General features: G+C 70.3%; 37 protein-coding genes. All 37 read right to left on the bottom strand.

What is annotated here, in order from left to right; all coding sequences use genetic code 11:
* Positions 1 to 67: 67 nt before the first annotated feature.
* Positions 68 to 925 carry a tRNA pseudouridine(38-40) synthase TruA gene (truA, locus tag HJG43_02545; protein ID UER53621.1) on the bottom strand — a complete coding sequence of 286 codons (858 nt, stop codon included), beginning with the start codon at positions 923 to 925 and terminating at the stop codon, positions 68 to 70.
* Positions 926 to 984: 59 nt separating this feature from the next.
* Positions 985 to 1,584: a 50S ribosomal protein L17 gene (gene rplQ, locus HJG43_02540; protein UER53620.1), complete on the bottom strand. Its 600-nt coding sequence runs from the start codon at positions 1,582 to 1,584 to the stop codon at positions 985 to 987.
* Positions 1,585 to 1,655: 71 nt separating this feature from the next.
* On the bottom strand, positions 1,656 to 2,669 hold the full coding sequence (locus HJG43_02535) for a DNA-directed RNA polymerase subunit alpha (protein UER53619.1): 1,014 nt from the start codon (positions 2,667 to 2,669) through the stop codon (positions 1,656 to 1,658).
* A gap of 162 nt (positions 2,670 to 2,831) precedes the next feature.
* On the bottom strand, positions 2,832 to 3,458 hold the full coding sequence (rpsD, locus tag HJG43_02530; protein UER53618.1) for a 30S ribosomal protein S4: 627 nt from the start codon (positions 3,456 to 3,458) through the stop codon (positions 2,832 to 2,834).
* Between the two features lie 40 nt (positions 3,459 to 3,498).
* Entirely contained in the window at positions 3,499 to 3,906 is a 408-nt protein-coding gene (gene rpsK, locus HJG43_02525) for a 30S ribosomal protein S11 (GenBank protein UER53617.1), read from the bottom strand.
* Positions 3,907 to 3,978: 72 nt separating this feature from the next.
* Entirely contained in the window at positions 3,979 to 4,356 is a 378-nt protein-coding gene (rpsM, locus tag HJG43_02520; GenBank protein UER53616.1) for a 30S ribosomal protein S13, read from the bottom strand.
* 140 nt (positions 4,357 to 4,496) lie between these two features.
* Entirely contained in the window at positions 4,497 to 4,610 is a 114-nt protein-coding gene (gene rpmJ, locus HJG43_02515) for a 50S ribosomal protein L36 (GenBank protein ID UER53615.1), read from the bottom strand.
* 64 nt (positions 4,611 to 4,674) lie between these two features.
* Positions 4,675 to 4,896, bottom strand: coding sequence for a translation initiation factor IF-1 (infA, locus tag HJG43_02510; GenBank protein UER53614.1), 222 nt, complete (start codon positions 4,894 to 4,896; stop codon positions 4,675 to 4,677).
* A gap of 206 nt (positions 4,897 to 5,102) precedes the next feature.
* Positions 5,103 to 5,918 carry a type I methionyl aminopeptidase gene (gene map, locus HJG43_02505; GenBank protein ID UER53613.1) on the bottom strand — a complete coding sequence of 272 codons (816 nt, stop codon included), beginning with the start codon at positions 5,916 to 5,918 and terminating at the stop codon, positions 5,103 to 5,105.
* Between the two features lie 5 nt (positions 5,919 to 5,923).
* A complete protein-coding gene (locus HJG43_02500) occupies positions 5,924 to 6,502 on the bottom strand; it encodes an adenylate kinase (protein UER53612.1) in 579 nt (192 codons plus the stop codon).
* Positions 6,499 to 7,815 carry a preprotein translocase subunit SecY gene (secY, locus tag HJG43_02495; protein ID UER53611.1) on the bottom strand — a complete coding sequence of 439 codons (1,317 nt, stop codon included), beginning with the start codon at positions 7,813 to 7,815 and terminating at the stop codon, positions 6,499 to 6,501. Before secY ends, HJG43_02500 begins: the two co-directional genes overlap by 4 nt.
* Before the next feature lie 186 nt (positions 7,816 to 8,001).
* Complete coding sequence (gene rplO / locus HJG43_02490; protein UER53610.1) at positions 8,002 to 8,487, bottom strand: 50S ribosomal protein L15; 486 nt, start codon at positions 8,485 to 8,487, stop codon at positions 8,002 to 8,004.
* Position 8,488: 1 nt separating this feature from the next.
* Positions 8,489 to 8,671 (bottom strand): 50S ribosomal protein L30, encoded by a 183-nt coding sequence (gene rpmD, locus HJG43_02485; GenBank protein ID UER53609.1) that lies wholly within the window; start codon positions 8,669 to 8,671, stop codon positions 8,489 to 8,491.
* Positions 8,671 to 9,288: a 30S ribosomal protein S5 gene (rpsE, locus tag HJG43_02480; protein UER53608.1), complete on the bottom strand. Its 618-nt coding sequence runs from the start codon at positions 9,286 to 9,288 to the stop codon at positions 8,671 to 8,673. The genes rpmD and rpsE overlap by 1 nt, the downstream gene beginning before the upstream one ends.
* A 41-nt stretch (positions 9,289 to 9,329) precedes the next feature.
* Complete coding sequence (rplR, locus tag HJG43_02475; GenBank protein ID UER53607.1) at positions 9,330 to 9,701, bottom strand: 50S ribosomal protein L18; 372 nt, start codon at positions 9,699 to 9,701, stop codon at positions 9,330 to 9,332.
* Between the two features lie 2 nt (positions 9,702 to 9,703).
* Positions 9,704 to 10,243, bottom strand: a complete 540-nt coding sequence (gene rplF, locus HJG43_02470; GenBank protein UER53606.1) for a 50S ribosomal protein L6 — start codon at positions 10,241 to 10,243, stop codon at positions 9,704 to 9,706.
* 19 nt (positions 10,244 to 10,262) lie between these two features.
* Positions 10,263 to 10,661: a 30S ribosomal protein S8 gene (gene rpsH / locus HJG43_02465; protein UER53605.1), complete on the bottom strand. Its 399-nt coding sequence runs from the start codon at positions 10,659 to 10,661 to the stop codon at positions 10,263 to 10,265.
* A 67-nt stretch (positions 10,662 to 10,728) separates the two neighbouring features.
* Positions 10,729 to 10,914, bottom strand: coding sequence for a type Z 30S ribosomal protein S14 (locus tag HJG43_02460; protein UER53604.1), 186 nt, complete (start codon positions 10,912 to 10,914; stop codon positions 10,729 to 10,731).
* Position 10,915: 1 nt separating this feature from the next.
* Positions 10,916 to 11,491: a 50S ribosomal protein L5 gene (gene rplE / locus HJG43_02455; protein UER53603.1), complete on the bottom strand. Its 576-nt coding sequence runs from the start codon at positions 11,489 to 11,491 to the stop codon at positions 10,916 to 10,918.
* A gap of 1 nt (position 11,492) precedes the next feature.
* The gene (gene rplX / locus HJG43_02450; protein ID UER53602.1) at positions 11,493 to 11,858 is read right to left on the bottom strand and encodes a 50S ribosomal protein L24; all 366 of its coding nucleotides are present in this window, start codon (positions 11,856 to 11,858) and stop codon (positions 11,493 to 11,495) included.
* Positions 11,859 to 11,860: 2 nt separating this feature from the next.
* Positions 11,861 to 12,229: a 50S ribosomal protein L14 gene (rplN, locus tag HJG43_02445; protein UER53601.1), complete on the bottom strand. Its 369-nt coding sequence runs from the start codon at positions 12,227 to 12,229 to the stop codon at positions 11,861 to 11,863.
* 61 nt (positions 12,230 to 12,290) lie between these two features.
* Positions 12,291 to 12,596 carry a 30S ribosomal protein S17 gene (rpsQ, locus tag HJG43_02440; protein UER55637.1) on the bottom strand — a complete coding sequence of 102 codons (306 nt, stop codon included), beginning with the start codon at positions 12,594 to 12,596 and terminating at the stop codon, positions 12,291 to 12,293.
* 14 nt (positions 12,597 to 12,610) lie between these two features.
* Positions 12,611 to 12,859, bottom strand: coding sequence for a 50S ribosomal protein L29 (locus HJG43_02435; protein ID UER53600.1), 249 nt, complete (start codon positions 12,857 to 12,859; stop codon positions 12,611 to 12,613).
* A complete protein-coding gene (gene rplP / locus HJG43_02430) occupies positions 12,859 to 13,278 on the bottom strand; it encodes a 50S ribosomal protein L16 (GenBank protein UER53599.1) in 420 nt (139 codons plus the stop codon). Before rplP ends, HJG43_02435 begins: the two co-directional genes overlap by 1 nt.
* Before the next feature lies 1 nt (position 13,279).
* Positions 13,280 to 14,077 (bottom strand): 30S ribosomal protein S3, encoded by a 798-nt coding sequence (gene rpsC / locus HJG43_02425; GenBank protein ID UER53598.1) that lies wholly within the window; start codon positions 14,075 to 14,077, stop codon positions 13,280 to 13,282.
* Entirely contained in the window at positions 14,077 to 14,460 is a 384-nt protein-coding gene (gene rplV, locus HJG43_02420; protein UER53597.1) for a 50S ribosomal protein L22, read from the bottom strand. The genes rpsC and rplV overlap by 1 nt, the downstream gene beginning before the upstream one ends.
* A 110-nt stretch (positions 14,461 to 14,570) precedes the next feature.
* Positions 14,571 to 14,852 carry a 30S ribosomal protein S19 gene (gene rpsS, locus HJG43_02415; protein UER53596.1) on the bottom strand — a complete coding sequence of 94 codons (282 nt, stop codon included), beginning with the start codon at positions 14,850 to 14,852 and terminating at the stop codon, positions 14,571 to 14,573.
* Between the two features lie 15 nt (positions 14,853 to 14,867).
* Positions 14,868 to 15,704, bottom strand: a complete 837-nt coding sequence (rplB, locus tag HJG43_02410; GenBank protein UER53595.1) for a 50S ribosomal protein L2 — start codon at positions 15,702 to 15,704, stop codon at positions 14,868 to 14,870.
* A gap of 38 nt (positions 15,705 to 15,742) precedes the next feature.
* On the bottom strand, positions 15,743 to 16,054 hold the full coding sequence (gene rplW / locus HJG43_02405; GenBank protein UER53594.1) for a 50S ribosomal protein L23: 312 nt from the start codon (positions 16,052 to 16,054) through the stop codon (positions 15,743 to 15,745).
* The gene (gene rplD / locus HJG43_02400; protein ID UER53593.1) at positions 16,051 to 16,788 is read right to left on the bottom strand and encodes a 50S ribosomal protein L4; all 738 of its coding nucleotides are present in this window, start codon (positions 16,786 to 16,788) and stop codon (positions 16,051 to 16,053) included. The genes rplW and rplD overlap by 4 nt, the downstream gene beginning before the upstream one ends.
* Before the next feature lie 2 nt (positions 16,789 to 16,790).
* Positions 16,791 to 17,426 carry a 50S ribosomal protein L3 gene (gene rplC, locus HJG43_02395; GenBank protein ID UER55636.1) on the bottom strand — a complete coding sequence of 212 codons (636 nt, stop codon included), beginning with the start codon at positions 17,424 to 17,426 and terminating at the stop codon, positions 16,791 to 16,793.
* A gap of 47 nt (positions 17,427 to 17,473) precedes the next feature.
* On the bottom strand, positions 17,474 to 17,782 hold the full coding sequence (gene rpsJ / locus HJG43_02390) for a 30S ribosomal protein S10 (GenBank protein UER53592.1): 309 nt from the start codon (positions 17,780 to 17,782) through the stop codon (positions 17,474 to 17,476).
* Positions 17,783 to 18,111: 329 nt separating this feature from the next.
* On the bottom strand, positions 18,112 to 19,305 hold the full coding sequence (tuf, locus tag HJG43_02385) for an elongation factor Tu (protein ID UER53591.1): 1,194 nt from the start codon (positions 19,303 to 19,305) through the stop codon (positions 18,112 to 18,114).
* Between the two features lie 98 nt (positions 19,306 to 19,403).
* Positions 19,404 to 21,506 carry an elongation factor G gene (gene fusA, locus HJG43_02380; protein ID UER53590.1) on the bottom strand — a complete coding sequence of 701 codons (2,103 nt, stop codon included), beginning with the start codon at positions 21,504 to 21,506 and terminating at the stop codon, positions 19,404 to 19,406.
* An 85-nt stretch (positions 21,507 to 21,591) separates the two neighbouring features.
* Entirely contained in the window at positions 21,592 to 22,062 is a 471-nt protein-coding gene (gene rpsG / locus HJG43_02375) for a 30S ribosomal protein S7 (GenBank protein UER53589.1), read from the bottom strand.
* A complete protein-coding gene (locus tag HJG43_02370) occupies positions 22,062 to 22,436 on the bottom strand; it encodes a 30S ribosomal protein S12 (protein ID UER53588.1) in 375 nt (124 codons plus the stop codon). Before HJG43_02370 ends, rpsG begins: the two co-directional genes overlap by 1 nt.
* Positions 22,437 to 22,711: 275 nt before the next feature.
* The gene (locus HJG43_02365) at positions 22,712 to 26,590 is read right to left on the bottom strand and encodes a DNA-directed RNA polymerase subunit beta' (GenBank protein ID UER53587.1); all 3,879 of its coding nucleotides are present in this window, start codon (positions 26,588 to 26,590) and stop codon (positions 22,712 to 22,714) included.
* Positions 26,591 to 26,668 lie beyond the last annotated feature (78 nt).

Genomic DNA, 26,668 nt, shown 5'->3' with positions numbered 1-26,668 from the left:
GCCTCCGACGATGCCACCGCCCGGGCCGGCCCACGACTCGAGGGGCCCGCCGGCCCGCCCCGCCCGGTCAGCGGTCGGGGCCGGGTGGGCACTGCGGCTCGTCCCGGCGCCGGCGGGCCACTCGGGCCCGCTCGGCCAGGTCGGCGTCCCCGGGGTAGACGACCTCCTCGAGGACCAGCCCGTGCGCCGGGGCGACCTCGACGGCCGGGTCGCGGACGCCTGCGTCGAGCACCTGTCGCGGCCAGTCCACCGGTCGGCGCCGGCTGCCCACCGGCAGCACCGCGCCGACGAGGGCGCGGACCATCGAGTGGCAGAACGCGTCGGCGACGACGCGGGCGGTGACGAAGCCGTCGGCGTCGCGGGACCAGCGGTACTCCAGCAGCGTGCGCACCGTCGTCGCCCCGGACCGAGGGCGGCAGAACGCGGCGAAGTCGTGCAGGCCCTCCAGGGTGCGTGCGGCGGCGTCCATCGCGGCGACGTCGAGTGGACCGCGGGCCCGGGCGACGTCCCAGCGGCGCAGCGGCGGGACCCCGGCCGGGTCGTCCGCGAGCCGGTAGGCGTAGCGGCGGCGCAGTGCCGAGAACCTGGCGTCGAAGCCGGGTGCCGCCGCCGTCACCCGGGTGACGACGACGTCGTCGGGCAGGACGCCGGCCAGGCGCCGGCGCAGCACCTCACCGCGCGCGGACCCGGAGCGGTCGCGCACGGCGAGCCAGACGGTTCGGGGCAGGTCGACGTGGCAGACCTGCCCGGTGGCGTGGACGCCGGCGTCGGTGCGGCCGGCCACGACCGTGACCGGCGGGGCCTGCAGCCTGAGCACCCGGGCAAGGGCGTCCTCGAGGGTCTCCTGGACGGTGCGCAGGCCGGGTTGGCGCGCCCAGCCCCGGAACCCGGTGCCGTCGTAGCCCAGGTCCAGCCGGACGCGCACGAGCCCGCCGTCCCCGTCGGCGGGGGCGGCGGGCTCGGCGGCACGCTCAGGCGGGTGGGTCAGGCGTCCGCCTTCTTCTCGTCCTCGTCCTCGCCAGCGGCCGCTGCACCGGCGTCGGCCTCTGCCGGCGAGTCAGCCGACTCAGCAGAGTCAGCCGACTCAGCAGAGTCAGCCGGCTCAGCAGAGTCGTCCACCTCGGCCGGCTCGGTCGTCGTCTCCTCGGCGGCCGGGACGGCACTCGCCGCGGCGGCTCGGCGGGTCGCCGACTCGGCCTCGCGCACGGTCGCCTTCTTCGGCGACAGCGGTTCGAGCACGAGCTCGATCACGGCCATCGGGGCGTTGTCCCCCTTGCGGGGGCCGATCTTCGTGATCCGGGTGTACCCGCCGGGACGTTCGGCCATCGCCGGGCCGATCTCGGTGAACAGGGTGTGCACGACGCCCTTGTCGCGGACCACCGTCATCACCCGGCGCCGGGCGGCGAGGTCCCCGCGCTTGGCGAAGGTGATGAGGCGCTCAGCGAGCGGACGCAGCCGCTTCGCCTTGGCCTCGGTCGTCGTGATCCGCTGGTGCTCGAACAGCTGGGTGGCCAGACCGGCGAGCATGAGGCGCTCGTGGGCCGGGCCGCCGCCGAGCCGCGGGCCCTTGGCTGGGGTAGGCATAGTTCGGTGTTCTCCTCGGGTGGGGCCGCGCCGTCAGGACCGCCGGACGGCGTGAGCGTGGCTCGGGTGCCTCAGTACTGCTCGTCCTCGGCGAAGGACATGTCGTCGTCGCCGTAGGTGTCCACGACGGCGCTCGGGTCGAACCCGGGCGGGCTGTCCTTGAGCGACAGGCCCATGCCGACCAGCTTGGCCTTGACCTCGTCGATCGACTTCGCGCCGAAGTTGCGGATGTCGAGCAGGTCGGCCTCGCTGCGGGCGGTGAGCTCACCCACGGTGTGGATGCCCTCGCGCTTCAGGCAGTTGTAGGAGCGGACCGTGAGGTCGAGCTCCTCGATCGGCAGCGCCAGGTCCGCTGCCAGCGCGGCGTCCGTGGGCGACGGCCCCATGTCGATGCCCTCGGCCTCGACGTTGAGCTCGCGGGCCAGCCCGAACAGCTCGACCAGGGTCTTGCCGGCGCTGGCCATCGCGTCACGCGGCTGCATCGAGGCCTTGGTCTCGACGTCGACGACGAGACGGTCGAAGTCGGTGCGCTGCTCGACGCGGGTCGCCTCGACCTTGTACGTCACCTTGAGCACCGGGGAGTAGATGGAGTCCACCGGGATCCGGCCGATCTCGGCGTCCCCGGACTTGTTCTGCTGGGCCGAGACGTAGCCGCGGCCGCGCTCGACGGTGAGCTCCATCTCCAGCTTGCCCTTGGCGTTGAGCGTGGCGATGTGCAGGTCGGGGTTGTGCACCTCGACGCCCGCCGGCGGGGCGATGTCGGCGGCGGTCACCGTGCCGGGGCCCTGCTTGCGCAGGTACATGACGACCGGCTCGTCGTGCTCGCTGGAGACGACGAGGTTCTTGATGTTGAGGATGATCTCGGTGACGTCCTCCTTGACCCCCGGCACGGTGGAGAACTCGTGCAGGACGCCGTCGATGCGGAGGCTGGTCACGGCCGCGCCGGGGATCGACGACAGCAGGGTGCGACGGAGGGAGTTGCCGAGGGTGTAGCCGAAGCCCGGCTCCAGCGGCTCGATGACGAACCGCGAGCGGCGCTCGGTGACGACGTCCTCGGTGAGGGTGGGGCGCTGCGCGATGAGCACTGTGGTTCCTTCCTTCCAGGGCCCGCTATTTGACCCTGACACGGCCCGGACGGGCTCGGTACGCCGTCCGGGGTGGTGCTGCTCCCGGGGGGAGCCCGCCCGCGCGGCGTCCCCGGTGCCGTGGGCACCGGGGGCACCGGCGGGTTACGCCGGCTACCCGGCTTACTTCGAGTAGAGCTCGACGATGAGCTGCTCCTGCACCTGGGTGTCGATCACCTGGCGCTGGGGCAGGCCGTGCACGAGGATCCGCATCTTGGAGGGGACGACCTCGAGCCACGCCGGGACGGTCCGCTCACCGGCCTCGGCGCGGGCGACGACGAACGGCGTCATCTCCCAGGACTTCGCCCGGACCTCGACGATGTCGTTCTCGCTCACCCGGTAGCTCGGGATGTCGACCTTCTTGCCGTTGACGAGGAAGTGGCCGTGCCGGACGAGCTGGCGAGCCATGTCACGGGACTTGGCGTAACCGGCCCGGTAGACGACGTTGTCGAGCCGCGACTCCAGGATCCGCAGCAGGTTCTCGCCGGTCTTGCCCGGACGCCGGTGCGCCTCCTCGTAGTACCCGCGGAACTGCTTCTCCAGCACGCCGTAGATGCGGGCGGCCTTCTGCTTCTCCCGCATCTGCAGGAGGTACTCGCTCTCCTTGGTGCGGGCGCGGCCGTGCTCGCCCGGCGGGTAGGGCCGGATCTCGATCGGGCACTTCGGCGAGTCGCACTTGGCACCCTTGAGGTACAGCTTGGTCTTCTCGCGGCGGCAGCGCTTGCAGTCAGCGCCGGTGTATCGCGCCATGGTCTGGGTTTCTCCTTCGTGTCGTCAGGGTCGGCGCGGGTCAGACGCGACGGCGCTTGGGCGGGCGGCAGCCGTTGTGCGGGGTGGGAGTCACGTCCGAGATGGACCCGACCTCCAGCCCGGCGGCCGTCAGCGAGCGGATCGCGGTCTCCCGGCCGGAGCCAGGTCCCTTGACGAACACGTCGACCTTGCGCATCCCGTGCTCCTGGGCACGGCGCGCCGCGGCCTCGGCCGCCATCTGCGCCGCGAACGGGGTCGACTTGCGGGAGCCCTTGAAGCCGACCTGACCGGCGGAGGCCCACGAGATCACCGCACCGGACGGGTCGGTGATGGAGACGATGGTGTTGTTGAAGGTGCTCTTGATGTGCGCCTGGCCGTGGGAGACGTTCTTCTTCTCCTTGCGGCGGGGACGGCGCGCCCCGGCGGCTGCTCGGGTCTTGGGAGGCATGTGCTGCTTCTCTCCTGGCTGGTTCGGTGACGCTGTGTCGGGAGGTCGGGGGCGCGGCGGGGGCCGCTGGGTCTACTTCTTGGCCTTCTTCTTGCCCGCGACGGTGCGCTTGGGCCCCTTGCGGGTCCGGGCGTTCGTCTTGGTGCGCTGGCCGTGCACCGGCAGGCCGCGACGGTGGCGGAGCCCCTGGTAGGAGCCGATCTCGACCTTGCGCCGGATGTCGGAGGCCACCTCTCGGCGGAGGTCTCCCTCGACCTGGAAGTTGGCGTCGATGTAGTCACGCAGGGCCACGAGCTCGGCGTCGCCCATGTCGCGGACGCGCAGGTCGGGGCTCACGCCGGTGGCGGCAAGGGCCTGCTGGGCGCGGGTGCGTCCGATGCCGTAGATGTAGGTGAGCGCAACCTCGAGCCGCTTGTCGCGGGGGAGGTCGACGCCGACGAGACGTGCCATTCCTGTCTATCTCCTGGTGTCGCCGGAGGTCTGCTGCAGGACCGGCCTCCCGCCGCGAGGTGGGAGTCCCCGGCCTCCGGACCGGGGGTGTCGTCCCGGGACGTCGTCCCGGGGGTCGTGCCCTGCAGTGGGGTGGGTCGTCAGCCCTGGCGCTGCTTGTGACGAGGGTTCTCGCAGATCACCATGACCCGGCCGTGACGGCGGATCACCTTGCACTTGTCGCAGATCGTCTTGACGCTCGGCTGTACCTTCATCGTGTCCCTCGGCCTCCCGCCGGCCGGCTCTCGCCGTCGGCGGCGCGGTGCTCGCTGTGGTCGGTTACTTGTAGCGGTAGACAATGCGCCCGCGGGTGAGGTCGTACGGGCTGAGCTCGACGACCACCCGGTCCTCCGGGAGGATCCGGATGTAGTGCTGGCGCATCTTGCCCGAGATGTGGGCGAGGACCTTGTGCCCGTTGGACAGCTCCACACGGAACATCGCGTTCGGCAGGGCCTCCACCACGGTGCCCTCGATCTCGATGACTCCGTCCTTCTTCGCCATGTCCTGGGTCGGTCCTCACTCGTCTTCTCGGCCCGCCGGAGCGGGGACGTACCTGGCGTGGCGCACGCGTGACGGCGTCCTGGTCGTGCCGAACCAGCCGCGGGGCGCGACAGGACGATGGTGCTCGTGAGCCGACGCACAAGCCTACGCCACTCTGCCCGCAACCACGAAATCGTCGGGCCAGCCGGTCCGGTCAGTCGGCCCAGTCAGTCGGCAAGGGGAGCGGCGCGGACGCCGAGGGCGGCCAGCGCCTCCACCCCGCCGTCCGGGGCGGTGAGCACCCAGGGTCCGCGCTCACCGAGTGCGACGGTGTGCTCCCAGTGGGCGGCGCGGGCGCCGGACGTCGTCACGACGGTCCAGTCGTCGGCCAGGACGGTGGTGTCCGGGTCGCCGTCGACGAGCATCGGCTCGACCGCGACGCACAGTCCCGGGCGCAGGCGCGGGCCGCGTTCCCGGACCCGGTAGTTGAGGACCTCCGGCGGCTGGTGCATCGCGGTGCCGATCCCGTGGCCGACGTAGCCCTCCACGATGCCGTACCGACCCTCGACGGCGTCCTCGACGGCGGCGCCGACGTCGCCGAGCCGGCCGCCGACCTGCAGCGCGGCGACCCCGGCCCACATCGCCTGCTCGGTGACCGCGCTGAGCGTGGTGTCCGCGGCGCCGGCCGGTGCCACGACGGTGCTGAACGCCGCGTCGCCGTGCCACCCGTCGACGATCGCACCGCAGTCGATCGAGACCACGTCTCCGGGCTGCACCGTGCGCCCGCCGGGGATGCCGTGGACGACCTCCTCGTTCACCGACGCGCAGATCGACGCCGGGAACCCGTGGTAGCCGAGGAAGGAGGGGGTGGCCCCGGCGGAGCGGATGACGTCCTCGGCGACCGCGTCGAGCTCGGCGGTCGTCACGCCGGGACGGATCTCGGCACGCACCGCCTCCAGCGCCCGGGCGACGACGAGGCCGGCCCGGCGCATGAGCAGCACCTGCTCGGGGGTCTTGTACTCGATCCGCTCGCGACCGAACATCCGAGTCAGGCGGTGCGCTCGTCGAGGGCGGTGAGAATCCGGCTGGTCACCTCGTCGACGTCCCCGGTCCCGTCGACCTGCACGAGCAGACCCCGCTCGCGGTACAGGTCGGTCAGCGGCGCCGTCTGCTCGGCGTAGACCTCCAGCCGCCGCCGGATGACGTCCTCGGTGTCGTCGCTGCGGCCCTCGGTGACCGCCCGCTTGCGCAGCCGGCTGACGACCTCCTCGGTGTCGGCGACGACGAGCTCGAGGACGGCGTCCAGCCGGTGGCCGTCCGCGGCGAGCACCCGGTCGAGCTCGACGACCTGAGCGGCCGTGCGCGGGTAGCCGTCCAGCAGGAACCCGCCGGAGCAGTCCGCCTGGGTGAGCCGGTCGGCGACCATCCGGTTGGTCACCGAGTCGGGCACGTACTCCCCGGCCTCCATGTAGGACTGCGCCTCGCGGCCGAGCTCGGTCCCCTGGGCGACGTTGGAGCGGAAGATGTCGCCGGTGGAGACGGCGGGCACGCCGAGCCGCTCGGAGAGCCGCTGGGCCTGGGTGCCCTTGCCGGCTCCGGGGGGACCGAGCAGGACCAGGCGCGTCATCGCAGGAACCCTTCGTAGTGTCGCTGCTGCAGCTGCGACTCGATCTGCTTCACCGTCTCCAGTCCGACGCCGACGACGATGAGGATCGACACGCCACCGAACGGGAAGTTCTGGTTCGCCCCGACGAGGACCAGGGCGATGATCGGGATCAGCGCGACCAGGCCGAGGTACAGCGCTCCGGCCAGCGTGATCCGGGTGAGGATGTAGTCGAGGTACTCCGCCGTGGGTCGTCCGGCGCGGATGCCGGGGATGAACCCGCCCACGCGCTTGATGTTGTCCGCGACCTCGTCGGGGTTGAACGTGATCGACACGTAGAAGTACGTGAAGAACACGATCAGCAGGAAGTAGCTGATGATGTAGACCGGGTGGTCGCCGGTGACGAACGTGTTCGTCACCCAGACCACCCAGTCCGCCGTCGGGTCGTTGAACTGCGCGACGAGCGCCGGCAGGTACAGCAGGGACGAGGCGAAGATGACGGGGATGACGCCGGCCATGTTCACCTTGATCGGGATGTAGGTGCTCGTGCCGCCGTACATGCGGCGGCCGACCATCCGCTTGGCGTACTGCACCGGAACCCGGCGCTGGGACTGCTCGACGAAGACCACGAGCGTGAGGATGACGAGCCCGACGGCGACGACCAGCGTCATCACGTCGTAGCCGCGAGCCTGGCCGATCGCCCAGATCGAGCCCGGGAAGGTCGCCGCGATCGAGGTGAAGATGAGCATCGACATGCCGTTGCCGATGCCCTTCTCGGTGATGAGCTCACCGAGCCACATGATCAGGCCGGTGCCCGCGGTCATCGTGATCACCATGAGCAGCATGGTCATCGCCGAGTCGTTCGGGATGACGTTCTGGCAGGACGCCGGGGCACCGGAGCCGGCGACGCCGAACAGGTTGCCGGAGCGCGCGACGGCCACGTACGTGGTGGACTGCAGCACGGCCAGCGCGATCGTCAGGTACCGCGTGTACTGCGTCAGCTTGGCGGTGCCCTGCTGCCCCTCCTTGTGCAGCTCCTCGAAACGCGGGATGACGACCCGCAGGAGCTGCACGATGATGCTCGCGGTGATGTACGGCATGATCCCCAGCGCGAACACCGACAGCTGCAGGAGCGCTCCGCCGCTGAACAGGTTGACCATGCCGAGCAGGTCGTTGGTCTGGTCCAGGCCGCCGATGCAGTCCTGGACGTTCGGGTAGCTCACACCGGGGGTCGGGACGAAGGACCCGAGCCGGAACAGGGCCATGATCCCCATCGTGAACAGCAGCTTGCGCCGCAGGTCGGGCGTCTTGAACGCCCGCGCGAATGCGCTGAGCACAGGTCCTCCAGGTGCGCGGCGTGCGCAGGGGCGTCGGGGCGTCGCCGTCGGTGGCGGGTGCGCCGAGACTATCGCGGACGGGTGGGGGTGCTGCAGGGTGCCGGACGTGCGTCGGCCGCGGCGCCCGGGGTGACAGCCCGAACGGCGGTCACCCGGGCGGCGCGGCCGACGGGCACCAGCGTGACCTCAGAGCTCGGTGACCGAGCCTCCGGCGGCGGTGATCTTCTCCTTGGCGGACGCGGAGAACTTGTGGGCGCTCACCTCGAGGGCCACCGCGAGGTCACCGGTGCCGAGCACCTTGACCTTCTGGCCCTTGCGGACGGCCCCGGCCTCGACGAGCTCGGCGACGCCGACGGTCCCGCCCTGCGGGAACAGCTCGGCGAGCCGGCCGGTGTTGACCACCTGGTACTCGGTCCGGAACGGGTTGCTGAACCCGCGCAGCTTGGGCAGCCGCATGTGCAACGGCATCTGCCCACCCTCGAAGGCGGCGGACACCTGGTAGCGGGCCTTGGTGCCCTTGGTGCCCCGGCCGGCGGTCTTGCCCTTGCTGGCCTCACCCCGGCCGACCCGGGTCTTCGCGGTCCGGGACCCCGGAGCCGGGCGCAGGTGGTGCACCTTCAGCGCACCACCGTGCCCCTCGGCACGGACGTTGTCAGCGCTGTTGGGCGCCATGTCAGTCGACCTCCTCGACGGTGACGAGGTGCGCCACGGCAGCGACCATGCCCCGGATCTCCGGGCGGTCCTCCTTGACCACGGCGTCACCGATGCGCTTGAGGCCCAGGGACCGGAGGGTGTCGCGCTGGTTCTGCTTGCCCCCGATCTCCGAGCGGATCTGCACGACCTTGAGCCTGGCCATCAGGCACCGACCCCGGCAGCACGGGCCCGCAGCAGGGCGGCGGGCGCGACGTCCTCGATCGGCAGGCCGCGACGCGCGGCCACCTCCTCGGGGCGCTCGAGGCCGCGCAGGGCGGCCACGGTCGCGTGGACGATGTTGATCGCGTTGTCCGAGCCGAGGGACTTGCTCAGCACGTCGTGGATGCCGGCGCACTCCAGCACGGCCCGCACCGGGCCCCCGGCGATGACGCCGGTACCGGGCGACGCCGGGCGCAGCAGCACGACCCCGGCCGCCGCCTCGCCGGTGATCGGGTGCGGGATCGTGCCCTGGATCCGGGGGACCTTGAAGAAGTTCTTCTTGGCCTCCTCCACGCCCTTGGCGATCGCGGCCGGCACCTCCTTCGCCTTGCCGTAGCCGACGCCGACGGTGCCGTCGCCGTCACCGACGACGACGAGTGCGGTGAAGCTGAAGCGGCGGCCGCCCTTGACGACCTTGGCGACGCGGTTGATGGTCACCACGCGCTCGACGTACTGGGTCTTGTCCCGGTCGTCGCCGCGACGGTTGTCGCGGTCGCGCCGGTCACGGCGCTCGCCGCCACCGGCGGCGCCGCTGCTGCCCCTGCGCTGGGGTCCAGCCATGGGAAACGTCCTTCTCTCTCGCTGCTTCGCGGTCGCGTGCTTTACAGGGCGAGCCCGGCGGACCGGGCGCCCTCGGCGACGGCCGCGACGCGGCCGTGGTAGCGGTTGCCGCCGCGGTCGAAGACCACGGCCTCGATGCCGGCCGCCTTGGCCCGCTGAGCCACGAGCTCGCCGACCCGGCGCGCCTTGGCCGTCTTGTCGCCGTCCAGCCCGCGCAGGTCCGCCTCCATGGTGGAGGCCGAGGCCAGCGTGTGGCCGCGCTCGTCGTCCACGACCTGCACGAAGACGTGCCGGGTCGAGCGGTTGACGACCAGCCGCGGCCGCACCGCGGTGCCGGCGACCTTCTTGCGGACGCGCAGCTGACGACGGCTGCGGGCGACCCGCGTGCCCTTGCCCTTGATACCGATCGCCATCGCTACTTACCAGCCTTTCCGACCTTGCGGCGGATCTGCTCCCCGGCGTACCGGACACCCTTGCCCTTGTACGGGTCCGGACGACGCAGCTTGCGGATGTTCGCGGCCACCTCACCGACGGCCTGCTTGTCGATGCCGGAGACCGAGAACCTCGTCGGGGACTCCACCGCGAAGGTGACGCCCTCCGGCGGGGTGACGAGGACCGGGTGGCTGAAGCCGAGGGCGAACTCGAGGTTCGAGCCCTTGGCGGTCACCCGGTAGCCGGTGCCGACGATCTCGAGCTTCTTCTCGTAGCCCTCGGTCACGCCGGTCACCATGTTGGCGATCAGCGTCCGGGTCAGGCCGTGCAGCGAGCGGGACTCGCGGCTGTCGTCGGGACGGGTGACGGTCACGGCACCGTCCTCGCCGCGGTTCACCTCGATGGGGGCTGCCACGGTGTGGCTCAGCGTCCCCTTGGGGCCCTTGACGTTCACGGTGCGGCCGTCGATCGTCACGTCGACGCCGGACGGGACCGGGACGGGCTGCCTGCCGATGCGGGACATGCTCTTGTCTCCTCCCGTCTCACCAGACGTAGGCGAGGACTTCCCCGCCCACGCCCTGCTTGGCTGCCTGTCGGTCGGTGAGCAGCCCGGACGACGTCGAGATGATCGCGACGCCGAGGCCACCCAGGACGCGGGGCAGGTTGGTCGACTTGGCGTACACCCGCAGACCGGGCTTGCTCACCCGGCGGATGCCGGCGATGGACCGCTCGCGGTTGGGGCCGAACTTGAGCTCGACGACGAGCTTCTTGCCCACCTCGGCGTCCTCGACCTTCCAGCCGGCGATGTACCCCTCGGCCTGGAGGATCTCGGCGATCCGGGACTTCAGCTTGCTGTACGGCATGCTCACCGTGTCGTGGTACGCCGCGTTGGCGTTCCGCACGCGGGTCAGCATGTCCGCGATCGGGTCGGTCATGGTCATCGGGCTCTCCGCCCTTCCTCACCGTGGTATCCCCGCTCCGGCGGACCGGGGACCTGCGATGTCGTGGTTACCAGCTGCTCTTCGTGACGCCGGGGAGCTCCCCGGCGTGGGCCATCTCGCGCAGGCACACGCGGCACAGCCCGAACTTGCGGTACACGGAGTGCGGACGACCGCACCGCTGGCACCGGGTGTAGGCGCGCACCTCGTACTTCGGCTTGCGCGCGGCCTTGGCGATCAGCGCCTTCTTGGCCATCTCAGTCCTCCTTGAAGGGGAAGCCGAGCCGGCGCAGCAGGGCACGCCCCTCGTCGTCCGTCGTGGCTGTCGTGACGACCGTGATGTCCATGCCGCGGACACGGTCGACGCGGTCCTGGTCGATCTCGTGGAACATCGACTGCTCGGTGAGACCGAAGGTGTAGTTGCCGTGGCCGTCGAACTGCTTGGGCGACAGCCCGCGGAAGTCACGGATGCGCGGCAGGGCGATCGACAGCAGCCGGTCGAGGAACTCCCACATCCGGTCCCCGCGCAGCGTCGTGTGGGCCCCGATCGGCATGCCCTCGCGCAGCTTGAACTGGGCGATCGACTTGCGGGCCCTGGTCACCGCCGGCTTCTGGCCGGTGATGGTGGCCAGGTCGCGCACGGCACCCTCGATGAGCTTGGCGTCGCGGGCGGCGTCACCGACACCCATGTTGACGACGACCTTGACCAGGCCGGGGACCTGCATGACGTTCTGGTAGGAGAACTCCTCCCGCAGGGCCGGCACGATCTCGTCGCGGTAGCGGGCCCGCAGGCGCGGGCCTGCGTAGTCGGTCGCGGTGGTGGTCTGGGTCATCTCAGATGTCCTTACCGGAGCGCTTGGCGACCCGGACGCGCACGGTGCGCTCACGGCCGTCGCGCTCGGTCGTCTCGGTGCGGTAGCCGACCCGGGTGGGCTTCTTCGTCTCCGGGTCGACGAGCATCACGTTGCTGATGTGCAGCGGCGCCTCGTGGGTCTCGATCCCGCCGGTGCGGCCACCGCGGCCGGTGCTGCCGACCTTGCGGTGCTTCTTGACCCGGTTGACACCCTCGACGATGACGCGCTGGGTGTCTGGGAGGACCGCGATGACCTTGCCCTGCTTGCCGCGGTCGCCGCCGTTGGCCTGCGAGGCCCCGGTGATCACCTGGACGAGGTCGCCCTTCTTGATCTTGAGCTTCGCCATGGTCAGAGCACCTCCGGCGCCAGCGAGATGATCTTCATGAACTTCTTGTCCCGCAGCTCACGGCCGACGGGGCCGAAGATGCGGGTGCCGCGCGGGTCGCCGTCCGCCCGCAGGATGACCGCGGCGTTCTCGTCGAACTTGATGTACGAGCCGTCCGGGCGGCGGCGCTCCTTGCGAGTGCGCACGACCACGGCCTTGACGACGTCGCCCTTCTTGACGTTGCCGCCGGGGATGGCGTCCTTGACGGTCGCCACGATGACGTCGCCGATGCCGGCGTAGCGGCGCCCGGAGCCGCCGAGAACGCGGATGCAGAGGATCTCCTTGGCACCCGTGTTGTCGGCGACCTTCAGCCGCGACTCCTGCTGGATCACTGTCGAACTCCTGTCGTCACGTCGGTTCTCTCTTCGAGCCTGACGGAACCTGGTGGGTGGACTACTTGGCCTTCTCGAGGACCTCGACGAGGCGCCAGCGCTTCGTCGCGGACAGCGGTCGGGTCTCCATGATCAGGACGAGGTCGCCGGTGCCGGCGGTGTTCTGCTCGTCGTGGACCTTGACCTTGTTGGTGCGCCGCATGACCTTGCCGTAGAGCGGGTGCTTCACCCGGTCCTCGACAGCGACCACGACGGTCTTGTCCATCTTGTCGCTGACGACGTAGCCGCGACGGACCTTCCGGTTGCCGCGCTGCCCGGTCTGCCCGGTCTGCCTGGTCTGCCCGGTCTGCTCGGTCTGCTTGTCCATGCTCTCCTGCTCGCTCACTGCTCGCTCCCGCCCTCGGCCTCGATCTCGCCGATGCCGAGCTCGCGCTCGCGCATGACCGTGTAGATCCGGGCGATGTCGCGCCGGACGGCCTTGAGCCGCCCGTGGCTCTCCAGCTGGCCGGTGGCCGACTGGAAGCGGAGGTTGAACAGCTCCTCCTTCGCCTTGCGCAGCTCCTCGGCCAGGCGCTCGTCCTCGAACGTGCGCAGGTCGGCCGGGGTGAGGTCCTTGGAACCGACTGCCATCACTGATCACCACCCTCGCGCCGCACGAAGCGGCACTTCATGGGGAGCTTGTGCATCGCCAGGCGCATCGCCTCGCGTGCCACCGGCTCCGGGACGCCGGACAGCTCGAACATCACCCGGCCGGGCTTGACGTTGGCCACCCACCACTCCGGGGAGCCCTTGCCGGAACCCATCCGGGTCTCGGCCGGCTTCTTGGTCAGCGGCCGGTCGGGGTAGATGTTGATCCAGACCTTCCCGCCGCGCTTGATGTAGCGGGTCATCGCGATTCGGGCGGACTCGATCTGCCGGTTCGTGACGTAGGCGGGCTCCAGCGCCTGGATGCCGTAGTCACCGAACGCGACGGTCGTCCCGCCCTTGGCAGCCCCGGACCGCTTGGGGTGGTGCTGCTTGCGGTGCTTGAGTCGACGGGGGACGAGCACGTCAGCCCTCCGATCCGGTCGTGGCGGCGGCCTCGGCCGGGGCGCCGCCGGTGGCGGCACCCGCAGTGGCCGGACGGCGTCCGCGCTGGGGGCGGTCACTCCGCGGGCCCCGGGGGGCGCGCGGACCGGCGGCGGCGGCCTGCTGCTGCGCGAGCTCGCGCTGCGTCATGTCGCCCTTGTAGATCCAGACCTTCACGCCGATCCGGCCGAAGGTGGTGCGCGCCTCGTAGAAGCCGTAGTCGATGTTCGCGCGCAGCGTGTGCAGCGGCACCCGGCCCTCACGGTAGAACTCCGAGCGGCTCATCTCGGCGCCACCGAGCCGGCCGGAGCACTGCACCCGGACGCCCTTGGCGCCGGCGCGCAGCGCGGTCTGCATCCCCTTGCGCATCGCGCGCCGGAACGACACCCGGCTGGACAGCTGCTCGGCGATGCCCTGGGCGACGAGCTGGGCGTCGGTCTCGGGGTTCTTCACCTCGAGGATGTTGAGCTGCACCTGCTTGCCGGTGAGCTTCTCCAGCTCCCCGCGCAGCCGGTCGGCCTCCGCGCCACGGCGCCCGATCACGATGCCGGGACGGGCGGTGTGGATGTCGACACGGACCCGGTCGCGGGTGCGCTCGATCTCCACCTTGGCGATGCCCGCGCGCTCCATGCCGGTGGACATGAGCCGGCGGATGGCGACGTCCTCCTTGACGTAGTCGCGGTACCGCTGACCGGGCTTGGTGCTGTCGGCGAACCAGCGCGACCGGTGGTCGGTGGTGATGCCGAGCCGGAACCCGTTGGGGTTGATCTTCTGGCCCACTAGGAGTTCCTCCCTGTGTCGGTCCTGCGCGCGTCGGGGCGCGGGCCCACGACCACGGTGATGTGGCTGGTGCGCTTGTTGATCCGGAACGCGCGACCCTGCGCCCGCGGGCGGAACCGCTTCATCGTCGGACCCTCGTCCACGAACGCCGCCCGGACGACGAGCTCACGCTCGTCGAACGGCTCGCTGGCGCGGTCGGCCTTGACCCGGGCGTTGGCGATCGCGCTCTCCACGACCTTGCGCACCGGCTCGCTCGCCGCCTGCGGCGCGAACCGCAGCACCGACACGGCCTCGCCGGCCTGGCGGCCCCGGATGAGGTCCACGACGCGCCGAGCCTTCTGGGGCGTGACGCGGACGTACCGCGCCTGCGCCTTGGCTTCCATCGCTGTCCTGCCTTCTCGTCTCTAGAAGATTCGTCGCGTCAGCGACTGTGGCTGGTGCGCCGTCACCGACTGTGGCTGGTGCGCCGTCACCGGCTGTGGCTGGTGCGCCGTCACCGGCGACGGGCCTTGCGGTCGTCCTTCTCGTGGCCGCGGAACGTCCGCGTGGGCGCGAACTCCCCGAGCTTGTGGCCGACCATCGCCTCGGTGATGAACACCGGCACGTGCTTGCGGCCGTCGTGCACGGCGATCGTGTGGCCGAGCATGTCCGGCACGATCATCGAGCGCCGGGACCAGGTCCGGATGACGTTCTTGGTCCCCTTGCTGTTCTGCTCGTCCACCTTCTTCATGAGGTGGTCGTCGACGAAGGGGCCCTTCTTCAGGCTGCGAGGCATCGTGTCGGGCTCCTATCAGCGCTTCTTGCCGGTGCGGCGGCGACGGACGATCTGGCGGTCACTGGCCTTGTTGGCCTGGCGGGTGCGGCCCTCGGGCTGACCCCAGGGGCTGACCGGGTGGCGACCACCCGAGGTCTTGCCCTCACCACCACCGTGCGGGTGGTCGATCGGGTTCATCGCGACACCGCGGACGGTCGGGCGCTTGCCCTTCCAGCGCATCCGTCCGGCCTTACCCCAGTTGATGTTGGACTGCTCGGCGTTGCCGACCTCGCCGACGGTGGCGCGGCAGCGGACGTCGACGTTGCGGATCTCCCCCGACGGCATCCGCAGCTGGGCGTTCGGCCCCTCCTTGGCGACGAGCTGCACCGAGGTGCCGGCCGAGCGGGCGATCTTCGCCCCGCCGCCGGGGCGCAGCTCGATCGCGTGCACGACGGTGCCGACCGGGATGTTGCGCAGCGGCAGGTTGTTCCCCGGCTTGATGTCCGCACCCGGCCCGTTCTCGACGAGGTCCCCCTGGCGCAGTCGGTGCGGCGCGAGGATGTACCGCTTCGTACCGTCCGCGTAGTGCAGCAGCGCGATCCGGGCGGTGCGGTTCGGGTCGTACTCGATGTGCGCGACCTTGGCCGGCACGCCGTCCTTGTCGGCCCGACGGAAGTCGATGACCCGGTAGGCGCGCTTGTGCCCACCACCCTGGTGCCGGGTGGTGATCCGGCCGCTGCTGTTGCGGCCGCCCTTCTTGGTCAGGGGACGGACCAGCGACTTCTCCGGCTCCGACCGGGTGACCTCGACGAAGTCGGCGACGCTGGAGCCACGGCGGCCCGGCGTCGTCGGCTTGTACTTGCGGATTCCCATGGTGAGTCAGTCCTCGATGTGCTCGGACGTCGGCCCGGTCAGGAGACCGGTCCTCCGAAGATGTCGATGGTGCCCTCGCGCAGCGTCACGATCGCGCGCTTGGTGTCCTTGCGCTTGCCGGTCCCGAACCGGGTGCGACGGCGCTTGCCCTCACGGTTGGCGGTGTTGACCCACGCCACCTTGACCCCGAAGACCTTCTCGACCGCGAGCTTGATCTGGGTCTTGTTGGCCCGGGGGTCGACGAGGAAGGTGTACTTACCCTCGTCGAGCAGCCCGTACGACTTCTCGGACACGACAGGCGCGATGAGGATGTCGCGGGGGTCGCGGTAGTGGCTGGCTGCGGTGGTCACTTGGCCTCCTCCTCGGACGTCCCGGCCGCCTCGGCCGCCGCCTCGGCTGCCTCGGACTCGGTGGCGACGGCCTTCGCGGACCGTCCGGTCACCGGCCCGGCGAGGAACGCGTCGAGCGCGCCGGTGGTGAACACGACGTCGTCGGAGCACAGCACGTCGTAGGTGTTGAGCTGGTCCGCGACGAGCAGGTGCACGCCGTCGACGTTGCGCAGGCTCTTCCAGGTGACCTCGTCGTCGCGCTCCAGCACGACGAGCACGTTGCGCCGGGAGCTCACCGCGCCCAGCGCCTGGACCGCGGCCTTGGTGGAGGGGGTGTCGCCGTCCACCAGGGCGCTGACGACGTGCACCCGGCCGTGCCGGGCCCGGTCGGACAGGGCGCCCCGCAGGGCGGCGGCCTTCATCTTCTTCGGGGTGCGCTGGGTGTAGTCGCGCGGCGTCGGCCCGTGCACGGTGCCACCGCCGGCGAACTGCGGCGCGCGCAGCGAACCCTGCCGCGCCCGGCCGGTGCCCTTCTGCCGGTAGGGCTTGCGCCCCCCGCCGCGCACCTCACCGCGGGACCTGGTGTCGTGCGTGCCCTGGCGGGCGGCGGCCAGCTGACCGACGACGACCTGGTGGATCAGCGGCACGTTGGTCTGGACGTCGAACACCTCGGCGGGCAGCTCGCGCGTGCCCACCGTGGCACCCGAGGCGTCTCGGACGTCGACGGCGGTGCGGGTCTGGTCGGTGGGAGCCATCGTCACGCCTCCTCGGGCGCGGCCTTCGCCGCGGTCTTGACGAGCACGACGCCTCCGCGGGGGCCAGGGACCGCGCCCTTGACGAGCAGCAGCCCCTTGTCCGCGTCGACCGCGTGCACGGTCAGGTTCTGGGTGGTCTGACGCTCGTTGCCCATCCGGCCGGCCATCCGCAGGCCCTTGAAGACGCGGCCGGGGGTGGATGCGCCGCCGATCGAGCCGGGCTTGCGGTGGTTGCGGTGGGCACCGTGCGAGGCGCCGACGCCGGCGAAGCCGTGCCGCTTCATCACGCCGGCCGTGCCCTTGCCCTTCGTCGTGCCCACGACGTCGACGCTCTGGCCGGCGGTGAACACCTCCGCGGTCAGCTCCTGGCCGGCGGAGTACTCCGCGGCGTCGGAGGTGCGCAGCTCGACGAGGTGGCGGCGGGGGGTCACGCCGGCCTTCTCGAAGTGCCCGGTGAGCGGCTTGGTCACCTTGCGTGGGTCGATCGCCCCGAAGGCCAGCTGAACGGCGCTGTAGCCGTCGACCTCCGGCGTGCGGACCTGCGTCACCACGCAGGGACCGGCCTGGATCACGGTGACCGGCACCAGCCGGCCGTCGGCGTCCCAGACCTGGGTCATCCCCAGCTTGGTGCCGAGCAGGCCGGTGACACGCCTTGTCGTCTCGGTAGTCATGGCGCTGCAGTCCCTCAGAGCTTGATCTCGATGTTCACGTCGGCCGGCAGGTCGAGCCGCATGAGCGAGTCGACGGCCTTCGGCGTGGGATCGATGATGTCGATGAGCCGCTTGTGCGTCCGCATCTCGAAGTGCTCGCGGCTGTCCTTGTACTTGTGGGGCGACCGGATGACGCAGTACACGTTCTTCTCGGTCGGGAGCGGCACCGGCCCCACGACTGTCGCCCCGGCCCGGGTCACCGTGTCGACGATCTTGCGCGCCGAGCTGTCGATCACCTCGTGGTCGTAGGACTTGAGCCGGATGCGGATCTTCTGTCCCGCCATGGCGTCGTCTGACTCTCTCTCGTCGTCCCGCTTCTGTCCCGGGCCGGTCCGACCCCCGAGGTCGGGCGTGTCGCGGTGTCTGACCGCGTCCCGCCCGGCACGCTGACGTGCCCTTGACTCTCGTGGTTGTCGGACCGCTTGGTCCCGGACGCCGCCGCGGTGGTCCCCGCCGGGACGCACCTTCCGGTGCGAACCGCCGGGCGCCGGCCCGCGCCGAGCAACCTGTCTAGTGTGCCAGAGGCCGTGACCCTTTGGCCAATCCGGCCTCTGACGTGGCCGGGCCCGGGCACACGCTGCGTACCCGGGCCCGCCCCCGTGACGTCAGAACGTCACTTGAGGATCTTCGTCACCTGGCCGGCGCCGACGGTGCGGCCGCCCTCGCGGATGGCGAAGCGCAGGCCCTCCTCCATCGCGATCGGCTGGATCAGCTGAACCGTCATCTCGGTGTTGTCGCCGGGCATGACCATCTCGGTGCCCTCGGGCAGCTGGATGACGCCGGTGACGTCGGTCGTCCGGAAGTAGAACTGCGGACGGTAGTTCGAGTAGAACGGGTTGTGCCGGCCACCCTCGTCCTTGCCGAGGATGTAGACCCGCGCCTCGAACTCGGTGTGCGGGGTGATCGAGCCCGGCTTGCAGACGACCTGGCCGCGCTCCACCTCCTCGCGCTTGGTACCGCGCAGCAGCAGACCGACGTTCTCGCCCGCACGGGCCTCGTCGAGCAGCTTGCGGAACATCTCCACGCCGGTGACCGTCGTCTTCAGCGACTTCTCCTTGATGCCGACGATCTCCACCTCCTCGTTGACGCGGAGGACACCGCGCTCGACGCGGCCGGTGACGACCGTGCCGCGGCCGGTGATGGTGAAGACGTCCTCGACCGGCATGAGGAACGGCTTGTCGACGTCGCGCTCCGGCTCCGGGATGGCGGTGTCGACGGCGTCCATGAGCTCCATGAGCTTCTCGGACCACTCGGGGTCGCCCTCGAGCGCCTTGAGCGCCGAGACGCGCACCACCGGGACGTCGTCACCCGGGAACTCGTACTGCGACAGCAGCTCCCGGACCTCCATCTCGACGAGCTCGAGGATCTCCTCGTCGTCGACCATGTCCGCCTTGTTCAGCGCCACGACGATGTACGGCACGCCGACCTGACGGGCCAGCAGCACGTGCTCCTTGGTCTGCGGCATCGGGCCGTCGGTCGCAGCGACCACGAGGATGGCCCCGTCCATCTGCGCGGCACCCGTGATCATGTTCTTGATGTAGTCCGCGTGACCCGGGCAGTCGACGTGCGCGTAGTGCCGCGACTCGGTCTGGTACTCGATGTGCGCGATGGAGATGGTGATACCGCGCTGCTTCTCCTCCGGCGCCTTGTCGATCTCGTCGAACGGCGTGAAGGGGTTCAGGTCCGGGTACTTGTCGTGCAGCACCTTGCTGATAGCTGCCGTCAGCGTCGTCTTGCCGTGGTCGATGTGACCAATGGTGCCGATGTTGACGTGCGGCTTAGTCCGCTCGAACTTCGCCTTCGCCACTGGGGGTCCTCCTCAGGACTTGTCGTGTACGCCGTCCGGTGTGGTGCCGGCGCGTGAGTTTACGGCCCCGACGACCGGGTTCGGCCGCCGGGAGGGTGCTACTCGCCTCGGACCTTCTTGACGATCTCCTCGGCGACGTTCCGCGGAACCTCCGCGTAGGAGTCGAACTGCATCGTGTACATCGCCCGGCCCTGGGTCTTGGACCGCAGGTCGCCGACGTACCCGAACATCTCCGACAGCGGCACCAGCGCGCGCACGACCTTGGCGCCGCTGATGTCCTCCATGGCCTGGATGTGGCCACGGCGGGAGTTGAGGTCGCCGATGACGTCGCCCATGTACTCCTCGGGCGTGCGCACCTCGACGGACATCACCGGCTCGAGAAGAACCGGGTCGGCCCGCTTGACGGCCTCCTTGAGGACCATGGAGCCCGCGATCTTGAACGCCATCTCCGAGGAGTCGACGTCGTGGTAGGCGCCGTCCAGCAACGTCGCCTTGATCCCGACGAGCGGGTAGCCCGCGACGACACCGAGCTGCATCGCGTCCTGGATGCCGGCGTCCACGCTGGGGATGTACTCCCGGGGCACGCGACCGCCGGTGACCTTGTTCTCGAACTCGTAGGTCACGCCCTCGGCGGTGTCCAGCGGCTCGATGGTGACCTGCACCTTCGCGTACTGCCCGGAACCGCCGGTCTGCTTCTTGTGGGTGTAGTCGACCTTCTCCACCTTGCGGCGGATCGTCTCGCGGTAGGCGACCTGCGGCTTGCCCACGTTCGCCTCGACCTTGAACTCCCGGCGCATACGGTCCACCAGGATGTCGAGGTGCAGCTCGCCCATGCCGCCGATGACGGTCTGACCGGTCTCCTCGTCCAGCCGGACGGAGAACGTCGGGTCCTCCTCGGCCAGCTTCTGGATGGCGGTGGACAGCTTCTCCTGGTCGCCCTTGGTCTTGGGCTCGATGGCCACGTGGATGACCGGCTCGGGGAAGCTCATCGACTCCAGGACGATCTGGTCGGCCGGGTCGCAGAGCGTGTCCCCGGTCGTCGTGTCCTTGAGCCCGATGACGGCGTAGATGTGCCCCGCCGTCGCCTCCTCGACCGGGTTCTCCTTGTTGGCGTGCATCTGGAAGAGCTTGCCGATCCGCTCCTTCTTGCCCTTGGTGGAGTTCACCACCTGCGCACCGGAGGCGACCTTGCCGGAGTACACCCGCAGGTACGTCAGCCGACCGAAGAACGGGTGCGAGACGACCTTGAACGCCAGCCCGGCGAAGGGGGCCTTCGCGCTCGGCTCGCGCGTGACGACCGCCTCCTCGTCGCCGGGCTTGTGGCCCTGGACCGGCGGCACGTCCAGCGGCGAGGGCAGGTAGTCGACGACGGCGTCCAGCATGGGCTGCACGCCCTTGTTCTTGAACGCCGAGCCGCACAGCACCGGGTAGACCTCGCTGGCGATCGTCAGCCGGCGGATGGCCCCCTTGATCTCCTCGGGGGTCAGCTCCTCACCGCCGAGGTACTTGTCGAGCAGCTCCTCGTCGGACTCCGCCACGGTCTCCACGAGCTGCTGGCGGTACTCCGCGACGATCTCCCGGAGGTCCTCGGGGACCTCCTCGATCTCGTAGTCCTGGCCCATCTGCACCTCGCCGCGCCAGGTCAGGGCGCGGTTGTAGACGAGGTCGACGACACCCTGGAAGCTGCTCTCGGAGCCGATCGGCACCTGGAGCACCAGGGGCTTGGCACCCAGGCGCTCGACGATCGTCCGGACGGTGAAGAAGAAGTCCGCGCCCAGCTTGTCCATCTTGTTGACGAAGCAGATCCGCGGGACGTCGTACTTGTCCGCCTGCCGCCACACGGTCTCGGACTGCGGCTCCACGCCCTCCTTGCCGTCGAAGACGGCGACCGCGCCGTCGAGCACGCGCAGCGACCGCTCGACCTCGACGGTGAAGTCGACGTGGCCGGGCGTGTCGATGATGTTGATCTGGTTGCCCTCCCAGAAGCACGTCGTCGCGGCCGACGTGATGGTGATGCCGCGCTCCTGCTCCTGCTCCATCCAGTCCATCGTGGCGGAGCCGTCGTGGGTCTCACCGATCTTGTAGTTGATCCCGGTGTAGAACAGGATCCGCTCGGTGGTGGTGGTCTTGCCGGCGTCGATGTGCGCCATGATGCCGATGTTGCGGACCTTCTTGAGGTCCGTCAGCACGTCGAGTGCCACGGGTGTGTCTCGCCTCGTCTCGGAGTCGTCCGGGGGGCCGGGGGGGCCGGCTTGCCGGGCGGCGGCGTGGAGCCGCCGCGCGGCGTCACCAGCGGTAGTGCGCGAAGGCCTTGTTGGACTCGGCCATCTTGTGGGTGTCCTCGCGCCGCTTCACCGCGGCACCGAGGCCGTTGCTCGCGTCGAGGATCTCGTTCATGAGCCGCTCGGTCATCGTCTTCTCCCGACGCTGACGGGCGTAGCCGACGAGCCAGCGCAGGGCGAGCGTCGTCGAGCGGCCGGCCCGGACCTCGACGGGCACCTGGTAGGTCGCGCCGCCGACCCGGCGGGAGCGGACCTCCAGGGCCGGCTTCACGTTGTCCAGGGCGCGCTTCAGAGCGATCACCGGGTCCTGGCCGGTCTTCTCCCGGCAGCCTTCGAGCGCGCCGTAGACGATGCGCTCGGCGGTCGACTTCTTGCCGTCCATCAGCACCTTGTTGACCAGCTGGGTGACCAGCGGGGAGCCGTAGACCGGGTCCACGACGAGCGGCCGCTTGGGGGCCGGGCCCTTGCGGGGCATCAGCTCTTCTCCTTCTTCGCGCCGTAACGGCTCCGGGCCTGCTTGCGACCCTTGACCCCCTGGGTGTCGAGCGAGCCGCGGATGATCTTGTAGCGGACGCCGGGCAGGTCCTTCACCCGGCCGCCGCGCACGAGCACGATGGAGTGCTCCTGGAGGTTGTGCCCCACGCCCGGGATGTAGGCGGTGACCTCGATCCCGCTCGACAGGCGCACGCGCGCGACCTTGCGCAGCGCCGAGTTCGGCTTCTTCGGGGTGGTCGTGTACACGCGGGTGCACACGCCGCGCCGCTGGGGGCTCCCCTTGAGGGCCGGGGTCTTCTGCTTCCCGACCTTGTCCTGGCGGCCCTTGCGGACCAGCTGCTGGATCGTGGGCACCGATGTGTCTCCGTGTCGTGTCGTGGGTGGTTCTGGGTCGTGCGGTGCGGTTCCTGCGGGCCGCGCCGGGCTCGACTCTCCCGGACCGCGTCCGCCGGCCCGACCCCCGCGCTCGGGCGTGTCGTCCGTCCGCCCGGACGAGGGCAGGGCGCACGTGTCGGCCCGGACCGGTTGGTCAGCCTACCCGGGGCCGGTGAGCACGGTCAAAACGGCACCGGCCACCGGTCCGGCGTCCGTGGGCCCCGCCGCGCGGCGGGGCCCACGGACGAGGGTGCTCAGCGGTCGTAGCCGCCGAGGTCGTACTCCTCCAGCGGGACGGCCTGGCCCGAGCCGCCGCCGAAGTGCCCGTAGTCCACCTCGTCGTAGCCGGGCATCGCGTACATGGCCGCCTTGGCCTCCTCGGTCGGCTCCACCCGGACGTTGCGGTAGCGGGTCAGCCCCGTGCCGGCCGGGATCAGCTTGCCGATGATCACGTTCTCCTTGAGGCCGAGCAGCGGGTCGCTGCGCCCGTGCAGGGCGGCCTCGGTGAGCACGCGGGTGGTCTCCTGGAAGGAGGCCGCCGACAGCCACGACTCCGTGGCCAGCGACGCCTTCGTGATGCCCATGAGCTCCGGCCGGCCTGCTGCGGGCTGACCACCCTCGGCGACCACCCGCCGGTTCTCCTCCTCGAAGCGCGAGCGCTCGACGAGCTCACCGGGGAGCAGGTTGGAGTCCCCGGAGTCGATGATCGTCACCCGGCGGAGCATCTGCCGGACGATGACCTCGATGTGCTTGTCGTGGATGCCGACGCCCTGGCTGCGGTAGACCTCCTGCACCTCGTCGACGAGGTGCTTCTGCACCGCGCGAGGTCCGAGGATGCGCAGGACCTGCTTGGGGTCGACGGACCCGGCCACGAGCTGCTGGCCGACCGCGACGTGGTCGCCGTCCTCGACCAGCAACCGGGCCCGGCGGGCCAGCGGGTAGGCCACCTCCTCGGACCCGTCGTCCGGGGTGATGACGAGCCGCCGGGTGCGCTCGGTGTCGTCGACCTGAACCCGGCCGGCGACCTCGGCGATCGGAGCCACGCCCTTGGGGGTGCGGGCCTCGAACAGCTCGGCGACACGCGGCAGACCGTGGGTGATGTCGCCGCCCTCGGAGGCCACCCCACCGACGTGGAAGGTCCGCATCGTCAGCTGCGTGCCCGGCTCACCGATGGACTGGGCGGAGATGATGCCGACCGCTTCCCCGATGTCGACGAGCTTGCCGGTGGCCAGTGAACGGCCGTAGCAGCGAGCGCAGGTGCCTACCCGGGACTCGCAGGTCAGCACGGAGCGCACCTTGACCTCGGTCACGCCCCGGCCGACGAGCTCGTCGATGAGGACGTCGCCGACGTCCGCGCCTGCCGTCGCCACGACCTCGCCGTCGACGACCACGTCGGAGGCCAGCGTCCGGGCGTACACCGTGGACTCCACGGTGTCGGACTTGCGCAGGACGCCGTCGGGACCCTCGGTCGCGATGGTGTAGATGAGGCCTCGGTCGGTACCGCAGTCCTCCTCGCGGACGATGACGTCCTGGGAGACGTCGACGAGGCGCCGGGTGAGGTAGCCCGAGTCGGCGGTCCGCAGCGCGGTGTCGGCCAGGCCCTTGCGGGCGCCGTGGCTGGAGATGAAGTACTCCAGCACGGAGAGCCCGTCACGGAAGGAGGACTTCACCGGCCGCGGGATGATCTCGCCCTTGGGGTTGGCGACCAGGCCCTTGATGCCGGCGATCTGCCGCATCTGCATCCAGTTGCCCCGGGCGCCGGAGGACACCATCCGGAAGATGGAGTTCGTGGGCGGGATGTGGGTCTCCAGGTCCCGGGCCACCTCGTTCGTCGCCTGGGTCCAGATCTCGATGAGCTCCTGGCGGCGCTCGTCGTCGGTGATCAGGCCCATCTCGTACTGCTGCTGGACCTTCTCGGCCTTCGCCTCGTAGGACTCCAGGATCTCCTGCTTGTGCGGCGGCGGGACGACGTCCGAGATCGAGATCGTCGAGCCGGACCGGGTCGCCCAGTGGAACCCCAGGGTCTTGAGCGCGTCGAGGGACGCCGCCACCTGGACCTTCGGGTAGCGCTCCGCGAGCTCGTTGACGATGCCGGAGAGCACCTTCTTGTCGACGACGACGTTGACGAAGGGGTACCCCTCCGGGAGGGTCTCGTTGAACAGCGCCCGGCCGAGCGTCGTCTCGATGTCGATCGGCGCCGGGAACTCCCAGCCGTCGGGGATCTTCGTGCCGGGCGGGGGCAGCTCGCCCTCGAGCCGGATCCGCACCGTGGCGTTGACCGCCAGCTCGCCGGCGTCGAAGGCCATCAGCGCCTCGGCGACGGACGAGAACGACCGGCCCTCCCCGACGGCACCCTCGTGCTCCGAGGTGAGGTGGTACAGGCCGATGATCATGTCCTGGGTGGGCATGGTGACCGGACGGCCGTCGGCGGGCTTGAGGATGTTGTTGCTCGACAGCATGAGGATCCGCGCCTCGGCCTGCGCCTCGGCCGACAGCGGCAGGTGCACGGCCATCTGGTCCCCGTCGAAGTCCGCGTTGAACGCGGTGCACACGAGCGGGTGGATCTGGATCGCCTTGCCCTCGACGAGCTGCGGCTCGAAGGCCTGGATGCCGAGGCGGTGCAGCGTCGGCGCCCGGTTGAGCAGCACCGGGTGCTCGGTGATGACCTCCTCCAGCACGTCCCAGACGACCGGTCGTGCGCGCTCCACCATCCGCTTGGCGGACTTGATGTTCTGCGCGTGGTTGAGGTCGACGAGCCGCTTCATGACGAACGGCTTGAACAGCTCCAGGGCCATCTGCTTGGGCAGGCCGCACTGGTGCAGCTTGAGCTGGGGGCCGACGACGATGACCGAGCGGCCGGAGTAGTCGACCCGCTTCCCGAGCAGGTTCTGACGGAAGCGGCCCTGCTTGCCCTTGAGCATGTCGGACAGCGACTTCAGCGGGCGGTTGCCCGGGCCGGTGACCGGCCGGCCGCGACGGCCGTTGTCGAACAGCGAGTCCACGGCCTCCTGCAGCATCCGCTTCTCGTTGTTGACGATGATCTCCGGCGCGCCGAGGTCGAGGAGCCGCTTGAGCCGGTTGTTCCGGTTGATGACCCGGCGGTACAGGTCGTTGAGGTCCGAGGTGGCGAACCGGCCACCGTCGAGCTGCACCATCGGGCGCAGGTCCGGCGGGATGACCGGGACGGCGTCCAGGACCATGCCCAGCGGGGAGTTGGTGGTGGTGAGAAACGCCGAGACGACCTTGAGCCGCTTGAGGGCGCGGGTCTTGCGCTGGCCCTTGCCGTTGGCGATGATCTCGCGCAGCCGCTCGGCCTCGGCCTCGAGGTCGAAGGACTCCAGCCGCTTCTGGATCGCGGCCGCGCCCATCCCGCCCTCGAAGTACAGACCGTACCGGTCACGCAGCTCGCGGTAGAGCACCTCGTCGCCCTCGAGGTCGGCGACCTTGAGGTTGACGAAGCGGTCCCAGACCTGGTCGAGCCGCTCGATCTCGGCGTCGGCGCGACGGCGGATCTGGTTCATCTCCCGCTCGGCGGACTCCCGGACCTTGCGCCGGGCGTCGCTCTTGGCACCCTCGGCCTCGAGCTCGGCGAGGTCGGCCTCGAGCCGCTGGGCCCGGGCCTCGACGTCGGCGTCGCGCCGGTCGGCGATCTCCTTCTTCTCCACCTCGATCTGGGCCTGCAGCGAGGACTGGTCGCGGTGGCGACCCTCCTCGTCCACCCACGTGATCATGTAGGCGGCGAAGTAGATGACCTTCTCGAGGTCCTTCGGCGCCAGGTCGAGCAGGTAGCCCAGCCGGCTCGGCACGCCCTTGAAGTACCAGATGTGGGTGACCGGGGCGGCGAGCTCGATGTGGCCCATCCGCTCACGGCGAACCTTGGCGCGGGTCACCTCGACGCCGCAGCGCTCGCAGATGATGCCCTTGAAGCGGACCCGCTTGTACTTGCCGCAGTAGCACTCCCAGTCGCGGGTGGGACCGAAGATCTTCTCGCAGAAGAGCCCGTCCTTCTCCGGCTTGAGGGTGCGGTAGTTGATCGTCTCGGGCTTCTTCACCTCGCCGTGCGACCACTGGCGGATGTCATCGGCGGTGGCGAGGCCGATGCGTAGCTCGTCGAAGAAGTTGACGTCGAGCACGTGTGTCCTTCTCTCGTGTCTGAGGTCTTGCCTCTGGTCTGACGGATGGCCGGCGGCGGGACCGGCGCCCGTGGCGCC

The organism is Kineosporiaceae bacterium SCSIO 59966, from assembly GCA_020881835.1.
In the GTDB taxonomy this organism is placed as follows: domain Bacteria; phylum Actinomycetota; class Actinomycetes; order Actinomycetales; family SCSIO-59966; genus SCSIO-59966.
This window is presented reverse-complemented; position numbering and strand designations above follow the sequence as displayed.